This window comes from Polaromonas sp. UBA4122 (genome assembly GCA_002381615.1).
Lineage (GTDB): Bacteria > Pseudomonadota > Gammaproteobacteria > Burkholderiales > Burkholderiaceae_C > Polaromonas.
Map to the genome: position 1 here is coordinate 514 of DFWY01000168.1, position 7243 is coordinate 7756.

General features: G+C 61.4%; 6 protein-coding genes and 1 pseudogene. All 7 read right to left on the bottom strand.

Features of this window, described 5'->3' with window-relative positions:
• On the bottom strand, positions 1-468 hold a 468-nt coding region (locus B3F77_RS20230; protein ID WP_293606694.1), incomplete at its 3' end, for an IS6 family transposase.
• Positions 469-968: 500 nt separating this feature from the next.
• A complete protein-coding gene (locus B3F77_RS20235; protein WP_293606695.1) occupies positions 969-1481 on the bottom strand; it encodes an NADH-quinone oxidoreductase subunit B family protein in 513 nt (170 codons plus the stop codon).
• A complete protein-coding gene (locus tag B3F77_RS20240; RefSeq protein WP_293606696.1) occupies positions 1481-3067 on the bottom strand; it encodes an NADH-quinone oxidoreductase subunit C in 1587 nt (528 codons plus the stop codon). The genes B3F77_RS20235 and B3F77_RS20240 overlap by 1 nt, the downstream gene beginning before the upstream one ends.
• 4 nt (positions 3068-3071) lie before the next feature.
• Positions 3072-4529 carry a hydrogenase 4 subunit F gene (locus B3F77_RS20245; RefSeq protein ID WP_293606697.1) on the bottom strand — a complete coding sequence of 486 codons (1458 nt, stop codon included), beginning with the start codon at positions 4527-4529 and terminating at the stop codon, positions 3072-3074.
• Between the two features lies 1 nt (position 4530).
• Positions 4531-5190, bottom strand: a complete 660-nt coding sequence (locus B3F77_RS20250; protein WP_293606698.1) for a formate hydrogenlyase — start codon at positions 5188-5190, stop codon at positions 4531-4533.
• A gap of 81 nt (positions 5191-5271) precedes the next feature.
• A complete protein-coding gene (locus B3F77_RS20255; protein WP_293606699.1) occupies positions 5272-6219 on the bottom strand; it encodes a respiratory chain complex I subunit 1 family protein in 948 nt (315 codons plus the stop codon).
• 79 nt (positions 6220-6298) lie between these two features.
• A pseudogene (locus B3F77_RS20260) lies at positions 6299-7243 on the bottom strand (proton-conducting transporter membrane subunit); the annotation flags it as partial.

Here is a 7243-nt window from a genome sequence, read left to right on the forward strand (position 1 = left end):
CCGCACGATGATCGGTGTTTCACCTCGGGCATTGATCTCATCCATGGCCGCTTTGTTGGCGCCGCTCTTGTCCATGGTGACCTTCTCGGGAACACCGTTAGCCTTCATGGCTTTGTCAAAAAAGCGCTGGGCTGCGGCCTTGTCGCGCTTGGCTGTCAGCAGGAAGTCGACCGTCTTGCCTTCCTTGTCCACTGCGCGGTAGAGATATTTCCAGGCGCCTTTGAACTTGATGTACGTTTCATCCATGCGCCAACTCCCACCCACCGGATGCTTGTGCTTGCGGAACACTTTCTCAAGCAATGGCAGAAACCGAATTGCCCAGCGATTGATCGACGAATGGTCGACAAACACGCCGCGCTCCTGCATCATTTCCTCCAGGTGGCGGTAGCTCAGCGGATACGCTGCATACCAGCGTATGCACACCAGAATGACATCGATCGGGAAACGCATCCCTTTGTTAGCCAGCATCTCGTTTCAAGCCTTTTCAGTCAAAGCACTCAGCATAGACGAGCAGGTGGCTTGCCCGTCAACGCGACAAAACCGTCAAATCTGCCACCGTCATCGCAGATCTCTCCTACATCGCAACAGTCATCAGTATGTGTTCCCGGAACGCATACAATGTAGTAACCTTCATGTCGGACGCTCCTGTCTGTTCAAGTGGTTGATAAACACCTCCACTTTGGCACATCGCGATGCTGTTTAGGTGGGAGCGTCCATCCCATTGCTTACGGTACAGATATGCCCCAACAACTTGAGAGCGTGTTGTGCAGGCTTCGGGTGTGACGATCTGCTCCATGGCAGCGCCCCGGCACTTGTCGTCCAAACGGGCACCGTACTTATGGACCCGCACAGCCATTGGTGTGGCAATCAAGGGCTCGATGATCAAAGGGCGGGCTGAGGACGTAGCGGTCCCTGCGCGGGTTTCGCGTCGGTGTCGGCCGGGTAGAAAGGCGACGGCAATCAGTGCGCTAGCGCTTGGACTGCCGGTGGCGGACGGCGCTGAGGATTCCGCGCAATATTTCCAGTGGCGGCGGAGGGCAACCGGGTATGTTGACGTCAACGGGAATCACGTTCGCGACGCGGCCGCAACTCGCATAGCTCTCGCCGAAGATACCCCCCGTGCAACCGCAGTCACCGAGCGCCACGACCAGTTTCGGCTCCGGCGTGGCGTCATAGGTGCGCCGTAGCGCCTCTTCCATGTGTTTCGATACCGGCCCCGTGACCAGCAGCATGTCGGCATGCCGGGGACTGGCGACAAACTTGATACCGAGCCCCTCGATGTTGTAGTAAGGGTTGCTGAGGGCGTGGATTTCCAGCTCGCAGCCGTTGCATGAGCCGGCATCCACCGCACGGATGGTCAGCGCCTGACCGAGGATGTCGAGAATGTCCCGGTGGATGCGTTCGACTCCGTCGCCCACGGTGCACGGCGCCGGCTCAGTGACGATGCCGGTGCGGACAATCTGCTTGAGGATGTGCCACATCAGAGGTCGTGCCCCGAATAACTCAGGTTGAATGATTTGTTGATCAGCGGAAAATCCGGGACGATATTGCCGATGATGGCGTGCTCAATCACCGGCCAGTTCTGCCACGATGGATCATGGCAGTGACAGCGCACGATACGGCCCTCGGCCCCGATCTCCAGCGCCACCAGGACTTCGCCGCGCCAGCCTTCCACCCATCCCATGCCAAGTGAGGGGACATCCGGCGCGCGTAGCTCAGCGCGCGTAGCGCCATCAGGCAAGCCCGAGCAGATTCGTCGAATCAGGCGCAACGATTCAAGCGTTTCGTCGAATCGAACGGCCACGCGTGCGGCGACATCGCCATTGCGTTGCGTGGCCATCGCAACCTGGAGTCCATCGTAGGGAATCCATTCATGGTCGCAGCGCAGGTCGAATGCCTGGGCGCTGGCGCGACCGGCCAGACCGGTCAGGCCCAACTGCGCGGCCAGCTGCGGCGTGACCCGCCCGGCGGTGCTGAAACGATCCTGCAAGCCCGCATGTTCGTCATAAGTGGTGCGCAACGCCTCCACTTCACGCTCAATGGCGTCGCACTGTTGTTCAATTCGATGCAGCAGCGCCGGTGGCGGATCGACGGCCGTGCCACCAGGCACCACGGCATCCATCATGAAGCGATGCCCGAAGGCCTCCTTGGACAGGCGCAGCCAGTCTTCTCGCAGGCGCGAGAACTGGGCTAGGCCGAAGGTCAGAGCTGCATCGTTGCCCAGCCCCCCCAAGTCGCCTAGATGGTTAGCCACCCGCTCGCGTTCGAGCATCAAGGCCCGGAGCCATTGAGTGCGTGGTGGAATCTCGCAGCGCCAAGCCGATTCGAGCGCCATGCAGTAAGCCCAGGCATAGGCCACGGTCGAGTCGCCTGACACGCGCCCGGCCAGCCGGACCCCGTCAAGCGGGGTCAGTTCGGTGAAGCGCCGCTCGATGCCCTTGTGCGCGTAGCCCAGGTGTTCTTCCAGACGCAGCACCTTCTCGCCGACGACCGAGAAGCGGAAGTGGCCCGGCTCGATGATGCCGGCATGCACCGGGCCGACAGCGATTTCGTGCACGCCGTCACCCTCGACGCGCACGAAGGGATAGTCGGCGGGTAGCGTACCAGCGGCTGCGGCTGCGGCTGTGGTTTGGGCGTTGTGGTGCAGTGGCCGCGATTCGCCTGACCACAGGCCATGGTCGAGCCATGGGCGGGCGTCGTCGCAGCCCTCGGCGTGAATGCCTGATAAATCAGCCATTGCGCGCTGCATCCGACCAGCACAGGCGAACGTGCTCGACAGGTTTGGAAATGATGGCGTTGTATCACTTAGCGTGAGTTCAATCCAGACGAGTCCTTCCACGACGGTGAATGCCGCACAGGCGACCATGCCACCGCCCGCCGCAGTACGGTCGACGCCCCACATTGAGACCAGACGGCCGCCCGACTCGACCACTGCGCTCGCCGCGGCGCTCCATTCGTCGCGATTGACCGACCCTTGCCAGATCGGCAAGAGCGCCGACAGGCGTTGCAGATCCAGCCCCAGTGCGGGCAGGGGCTTTAGATCGAGTCCAGGTTCCGGTGCAGTCACAGCATCAGTTCCCCACCAACATGGCGGCGGCCTGTCGGTACCAGGCGTCGAGATAGGGCGGGATGTACAAGCCCAGCATCAGGCTTAACCCCAGGTGCACGAACACCGGAATCAACGCGGGTGGGTGCGCCAGCGGCTTGACATTGGTTTCTCCGAACACCATTGGCTGCACGCGGCTGAATACCGCGGCAAAGGCCAGCCCCAGCGCTACCAGCAGGAACGGCGTGGCCCAGGGCTGCTCACGCATCGCTGTCGTGACGATCAGGAATTCACTGGCAAACACCCCGAACGGTGGCATGCCCAGGATGGCCAGCGAACCGAGCATCAGTCCCCAGGCTACTGTGGGGCTTACTTTGATGAGTCCGCGAATGTCTTTCATGATCTGCGTGCCGGCCTTCTGCGTGGCATGGCCAACGGCAAAGAAAATTGCCGACTTGGTCAGCGAATGCACGGTCATGTGCAGCAGGCCGGCGTAGCTGGCAATCGGACCCCCGAGTCCGAAGGCGAAGGTCATCATGCCCATGTGTTCGATCGACGAGTAGGCGAACATGCGCTTGACGTCCTTCTGCCGGATAAGGAAGAATACTGCCGCTACCACCGACAGCAGCCCGAAGCCCATCATCAGGCGGCCAGCCAGATGGTTTTGCAGTGCACCGTCGGTCAGTATCTTGCAGCGAAGGATGGCGTAGAGAGCCACATTCAGCAGCAGGCCCGAGAGCACGGCAGACACGGGGGTCGGGCCCTCAGCATGGGCGTCCGGTAGCCAGTTGTGCAACGGAACCAGGCCCACCTTCGTGCCGTAGCCGATGAACAGGAAGGCGAACGCCAGCGTGATGATGTTCGGGTTGAGCTGCGCCTTCACCGCGTCAAGGTTGGTCCACAGCAACGCACCCCCTTCGGGGCCAATGACCTTCTCAGCCGCCATGTAAAGCAGAACCGTGCCAAAGAGGGCCTGTGCGATGCCCACGCCGCACAGGATGAAGTATTTCCACGCCGCTTCCAAGCTGGCGGGGGTGCGGTAAACGCTGACCAGCAGCACGGTGGTGAGTGTGGCGGCCTCCATCGCCACCCACACGATGCCCATGTTGTTGGTCGTCAATGCCAGCAGCATCGTGAAGCTGAACAGCTGATACATGCTGTGGTACAGCCGCATTCGCGGCGGTGTCATCTTTCCATGGTCGCGCTCTACCTGCATGTAGGGCCGCGAGAAGACGGCGGTGGTCAGGCCCACCAAGGCGGTCAGCGTCACCAGGAAAACATTGAGGGAATCGATGTAGAACTCGCGGTCCCACACCAGCAGCGAGCCGTGTGCGATGATTTGCGCGGTGAGGACACAGGCCGCGACGAAGGTGCCGAAGCTGAACGCGACGTTGACATCGCGCGCGCCGTCCCGATGGCCTACCAGTGCCAGCACCAATCCGCCGAGCAGCGGAATTGCAAGTAGGAAGGCGAGTGCGTACAAGTTAATCTTCCTTCAGCTTTTCGAGATTCCGGATGTCCAAGCTGTCAAACTGTTCGCGGATTTGGAACATGAACACGCCCATGATCAGCACGCCGATCAGCACATCCAGTGCAATGCCGAGCTCAACCACCATCGGCATGCCGTAGGTGGCCGAAGTGGCAGCAAAGAACAGGCCGTTCTCCATGGCCAGGAATCCGATCACCTGCGGCACAGCTTTGGCACGCGTGATCATCATCAGGAACGACAGCAGCACGCAGGACAACGCGATGCCCAGCGTGCCGCTGGCCACAACCGATGACAGCTGTGAAATCGGCTTGGCAAGATCGAACGCGAAGATCACGATCATGATGCCGATCAGCATGATGGTCGGGATGTTGATCAGCGTCTCGACATCCCAGCGGATATCGAGCCGATCGATGACCCTGCGCAGCACATAGGGAATCAGTAGCACCTTGAGAACGAAGGTCAGGCCGGCCGACAGGTAGAGGTGGTGCTGGTGCGTCACGTAGCCGACCACCGCAGTGGCCAGTACCAGCGTCGCGCCCTGCATCGTGAACAACTGGATCAGAGACAGGACACGTCGCTGCGAGATCATCGCGAATGCCAGCATCAGCAGCATCGCGCCGAGCAGGTTGACAAACTGGGTCAGCAGCGTGCTCATATCAGTGCCCACCGGGCCGCCCAAAAGGCACTGATCTCCCCCTCGGGGGGGAGCGAACGAAGTAAGCGTGGGGTCGTCATTTCATTTACTCAGCAAAAGGTGCACCAGCAGGCCGATGACTGCCAGCAGAAAGGCGGTGGCCAGGAACTCCGGCACGCGGAAGATGCGCAACTTCGCGCTGATCGCCTCCAGGGTGGCGAGCAGAAAACCGCCCAAGGCAAGCTTGAGAACCAGTACTGGCAACGCAAATAGCATGACCAGCGGCGCTTGAGCCCCGGCCATGCCCCAAGGAAAGAACAGCGCCAGGCCGATGCACGAGTACGCGAACAACTTCAGACAGGCCGCCCACTCGATCAGCGCCAGATGGCGCGCTGAATACTCCAGGATCAACGCCTCGTGGATCATCGTTAGCTCAAGGTGAGTGGCCGGATTGTCCACCGGCACGCGCGCGTTCTCCGCCAGCGACACCATCGTGAACGCGACGCCGGCGAAAGCCAGGCCGGGGTAGATGGCAAACTCGCGATGCGCCAGCGTTTCGACGATCGTTGTGAGCGAAGTCGACTTGGAGATCAGCGAGGCTGAGAACAGCACCATCAGCAGCGCCGGCTCAGCTAGAAAGCCGATCAACATTTCGCGTCGGGCACCCATCGTCCCGAAGGCAGTGCCGATGTCCATCGCCGCCAGCGAAATGAACACGCGAGCGAGGGCAAACAGGCCGACCAGCGCGATGGCGTCGGCTGCGGGCGCCAGCGGTAGGTCGGTGGACAGCGTCGGGATGATCGCGCAAGCCAGAAGCATGCAGGCGAAAACCACATACGGCGCCGCGCGAAACAGCTGCGACGCGTTGTCGGCGATCACCGATTCCTTGTTGAACAGCTTGTGCAGCATCCTGTAGGGCTGCCAGAGGCTGGGTGCCGACTTGTTCTGCAGCCAGGCACGCCATTGGTTGACCCAGCCCGTCAGAAGTGGCGCCAGCGCGATGGCGATGACGATCTCGAACAACTGCGACAGGAAGCCGGTAAAGCTCATTGAAGCCCCCTGTTCGATGCATACATCGCCCCATTCCCTTGGGGGAGGTTTGCTTGCATGGAGAGGCCCTGTGCTGCGTTCATCGCATCACCACCAGCAGCGTGACTACCAGGGTCAGGAAGCTATAAAGCAGGTAGATTGAGATGCGGCCCTGCTGCATCAGGCCGACCAGTCGCCCCAGGTCGGTCGCAAGATTGGCGATGGGCACGTAAATCCCTGTCTCTTATACACATCTCCGAGCACACGAGNNTGTATAAGAGACAGGGGGTTGCTTGTCGAATGCGGTTGGCAGGTCACGCTGCATCAGGAAGAAGGGCTCGAAAATCTGGCGGATCGGCTGGCCGAAGCCCTCGGCTGTGTCCTGCATGCGCGCCGAGACCCACGGGAAGCCGCAGGCCCAAGGCAGGCCGCGGCGCAGGCGGCCGTGATAAAACATGCGCACCAGCAGGTAAGCCAGCGCGAAGCTACCCAGGATGCCGAGCAGGAAGACCACCGGCCCGTAACTCGCCTGCTCCATGCTGGTGGGAGCCAGCAGCCAGCCACTGGCACTCACCCTGGCGCCGAGGCCCGATGCGACGAGTTGCTGCGTCACCGGGTCAATCAATTGAATGAACTGCGTTGGCAGCAGCCCGAGCGCCATGCAGCCGAGTGCCAGCCATAGCATGCCCACACGTTCCCAGCGACCGGCATCGTGTGCGTGGGCGAGCTTTTCTTCGCGGGGCTGGCCAAGGAAGATCACGCCGAAGAACTTGACCATCGTGTAGCCGGCCAGCGCAGCCACCAGCGCGATGAGTGCCGTCACCACCGGGATCAGCATCGTCAGCAGCGGCAGCGGCAGGCCAGGCGTGAACAGGAAGCTCTGCAGCAGCAGCCACTCGGAGACAAACCCGCCAAACGGCGGCAGGCCGGCACTGGTCAGCACGCCCAGAAGCATGAGCCAGCCAACCCAGGGCATGGTGCGGATCAGGACACCGAGTTTGCCGAGGCTTCTCTCGGAAGTGGCGTGCAGCACGCTACCGGTGGC